Here is a 3,232-nt window from a genome sequence, read left to right as displayed (position 1 = left end):
TAGACGCATTTAACCTTCGAAGTAGTCTTCGGTCTTAGCTGGAAAAACTTGAGATGTTTCTTAATTAGTCAATGTTGTCTGGTTATTAGGCTCAACCCTCATAGCCGTTGCAGGGACCTCTGGTAGCTAGTTTTTTGCAGTTCCTCCGGTAGCGGCTAGGCTCTGGGTGTGCTCGAGTTCACGCCTCGCTTCTTCGCTACGAGGGTAGAGCGCTGCCAGCTTGGTAAAGCTCTGAATAGCTCCATGGTAATCTCCGCGGTCTCTTAAAGCGGAAGCCCAGAAATAAAGCGAATCATAATTGTTCGGGTCGAGTGCTAGGGCTTTTTGATAACTAGCCGCGGCACCTGCCCAGTTGCCCATATCCATCAAAGTCAGGGCCATATTTAAGTGTGCCGGAGCAAATTCTGGTGCCTGATCCACAGCCATTTTACAGTCATGTGCCGCCTCATCTAGACGCTTGAGCTGCCTCACGACTGAGCAGCGGTTTGACCATGCTAGGGGATAAACGGGACGAAGTTTAAGGGCTTTGGCCAGCGCATCTGCAGCGTCTTGATAACGATCCAAGTTCACGAAGCTGGTTCCGAGGTTGTTATGGGGCCTTGCCCAGTCTGGAAGTGCCTGACTTGCCCTCTCAAGTAACGGTAACGTGGAGCGCCAATCACCTTTTTTAGCAAGCTCATTGGACCGTCCAATGAGGGCAACAGCACCATCTGCTTGAACCTCCAGACTGTGTTGAAACAGCGTCGTTTCATCGTGCCAGTACTCGATCTGATGCGCTGTAGCAAAGCTTAGCGTCAGCAGGTACAGGGTCGTTATTATTTGAATGGCGCGACGCCGGGCGCCTACGCCCTGCGTCATGGAGGCAAGCGCCCAGGCGGGAGCGATGACTGCCAAGTATGCATACCTGTCACATACCGTCGAGAAGAATTGATAGCCGAATGGCACCAATCCGAGCACCGGGACTAGGCTCACAACAAACATGCCACACACCACGGTGGTTTTTTTCAACCACGGCTTGTTCGTGACTAAGGTAGCGACCAGGGAGACGGCGAGTATAACTAGCGTGAGAAAAGAGAGCACGAGAGCCCCCTTGTTATTGATCACTGCGTAGGGATGGCGGGCATAATCAACGGCGAGGTCTATGGGAAGTATGATTTTTGAGGCATAAAAGTTTATGGCATCCCCGGCGATCAGCGGCCGCAAGGCTAGGGGCACCGGCTTGAATGTGCCCTCGGCGCCCTGACTTACATTAGCCAGTAAAAGATAGGCACTGAGCACGACGCCGTGAGGAATGAACACAGTTAAACGCTGGAGGCTGAATTTACTCTCCTTGTGATAAAGCATGAGGGCACAGAGTGCTGGGATGACGACTTGCGATGGCTTACAAAGTATTGCCAGTGCGTAAAATATATAATTAAGGCTGAGCATAAGGCGGCGGTGCGGTATTTGTTTGTTTAGGTACCGAGCGAAGGCGACCAGAGACAAAAGCCCCCAAAAAGTCGACCACACATCTTTGGCACCAGAAGCCCAAGCTACCGCTTCGACTTGCAGTGGGTGCGCCACAAAAAACAAGGCACCAAATGTCGATGCCAGTAAACCAAATCCCACAATCCTAAGTAGCATCATCACGAGCAGTCCGTTGGTCGCATGCAAGATCACATTACCACGGTGAAACCACCTAGGGTCCGGTTTTTGGGCCTCATTTTGGGTCTCAGAGGTATCGGAGAGCGCATGCGAAAGACCCGATAGTGCGGTCCAGTAGGTATACGTCACGGGGATATACAGTCCGAGGTACGGCTCGCTCCAATAAGAGGCGTAATTTGAGCTGGTTGGATTCAGGATGCGGTGGTTTTCGTAAATATTGCGGTCGTCATCGTGTTCGAGGAAGCCGTAGTTGGCTGTACCTCCGTACAGAGCTAGAGCGGCTAGTATGATTGTCAGACAAGCAAAAATCCCGCGCCCACGCTTTATTAGGTCGGGTTGTGCCGTCGTATCCTCACTCATGTGTGGGTGTTCCTGTTGCAGTTTGGCTCGCCTACGAACGTGAGTCCCTCAGGGTTACAGTCTTTAATTGTACTCGATTTCTCAGTCATATGTGTCGCCGGGGGGTTCTCTAACAAGCGGAAAATAGCGGTGAAAAATATTTCTTTGCAGTTTATCTAAAGTCGGACGCCCATTTTGCCGATAAGCGGGACGTGTAGGGTGAGTCACCCATCTCGTTAAGTAGTGGATTCCCAAAAATGATCAAACTAGCTCCCACAAGGATTTCGTGGTTCGCAGGGCTCGTAGGTTTGGCGATATTGACAGCGCCTGGTTGTCGGTTCACCGAATCCCACGACAACCATCTGCGTTATTTGCAGGAAGGCGATCAGCAGTGCGTGACGCACAACGCGGCGCGCATGAACTACATCGATAGTCTACCAGCAGGGTTCATCAGTGGGTTTCAGGGTGCGCAGATGGACGTCGCCAAGAATCGCGTCGCTGGCGTTCCTGACCGTGACCTCGAGCATCTAGTCTGGACATTTAGCAGCCGTAAGTTATCTGGTATCAAACCGGCGGCGCTTTTCTTTGGTGTCGCTGGTCTCACGACCCTGCAATCTGGTGCCACGAAGAATGGCTTCCGCGGCATGGTTGCGACCAGTATCACCACGGGTGGTAGCCAGGCCGGATTCGCCATGCAGCATGAAGTGGGTCACGCAGTCGAGATCGTTGCACGCGAGGCTGCGCAGAAGACAGAATTTGCTAACTTCGACCAAGCGCTACGTGACATCGTCAACGAGCTCAACAGCAAGGGCGGCATGATTCGTGGATACGCCAAGTCTAGCCCCGCAGAGGCTTGGGCCGAAGCCTACGCCAACTACTACTGCTCTCCGAGCTCACAGGCGTTTATCAAGGATAACCTGCCGAAGACGTACCGACTGCTAACGACGGTACTGCCGCCCGCGCAGTGGGCGTTACAAAACCCACCGGCTCCGCCGCCAGCACCCGGGTCGGGGCCAAGTCCAAGTCCGAGCCCGATTGCAGGACAACCGCCGCTTCCGGCCCCACCGCCGGCAACTGGTGTCGCCCTTCCTCCGACGTCGGTAGCAGCCAACTCAGAACCAGGTGGTCTCGGTGCTTGGTTCGACAAAGTCATCAAAGCGATCGATCCGTCAGCTCCGAAGGCTGATGCGGCTGCGCGCAAGGCGTTTTATGACGGCGCAGACGGCAGTGTTAAGGCGATTCGGTTAGC

2 protein-coding genes are annotated in these 3,232 nt (G+C 53.6%); one reads left to right on the top strand and one right to left on the bottom strand.

Annotation, left to right across the window (positions count from 1 at the left end; translation table 11 throughout):
* Nucleotides 1–126: 126 nt before the first annotated feature.
* Complete coding sequence (locus FJ146_19765; protein MBM4254209.1) at nucleotides 127–2,004, bottom strand: tetratricopeptide repeat protein; 1,878 nt, start codon at nucleotides 2,002–2,004, stop codon at nucleotides 127–129.
* Nucleotides 2,005–2,240: 236 nt separating this feature from the next.
* On the opposite strand from FJ146_19765, the gene FJ146_19760 reads away from it, so the two are divergent.
* The coding region (locus FJ146_19760; protein MBM4254208.1) for a hypothetical protein at nucleotides 2,241–3,232 on the top strand (992 nt) is incomplete at its 3' end.

The organism is Deltaproteobacteria bacterium (genome assembly GCA_016874735.1).
Lineage (GTDB): Bacteria > Bdellovibrionota_B > Oligoflexia > Oligoflexales > CAIYRB01 > CAIYRB01.
The sequence above is the reverse complement of the archived record's forward strand: the minus strand, read 5'-3'. Positions and strand labels throughout refer to the sequence as shown.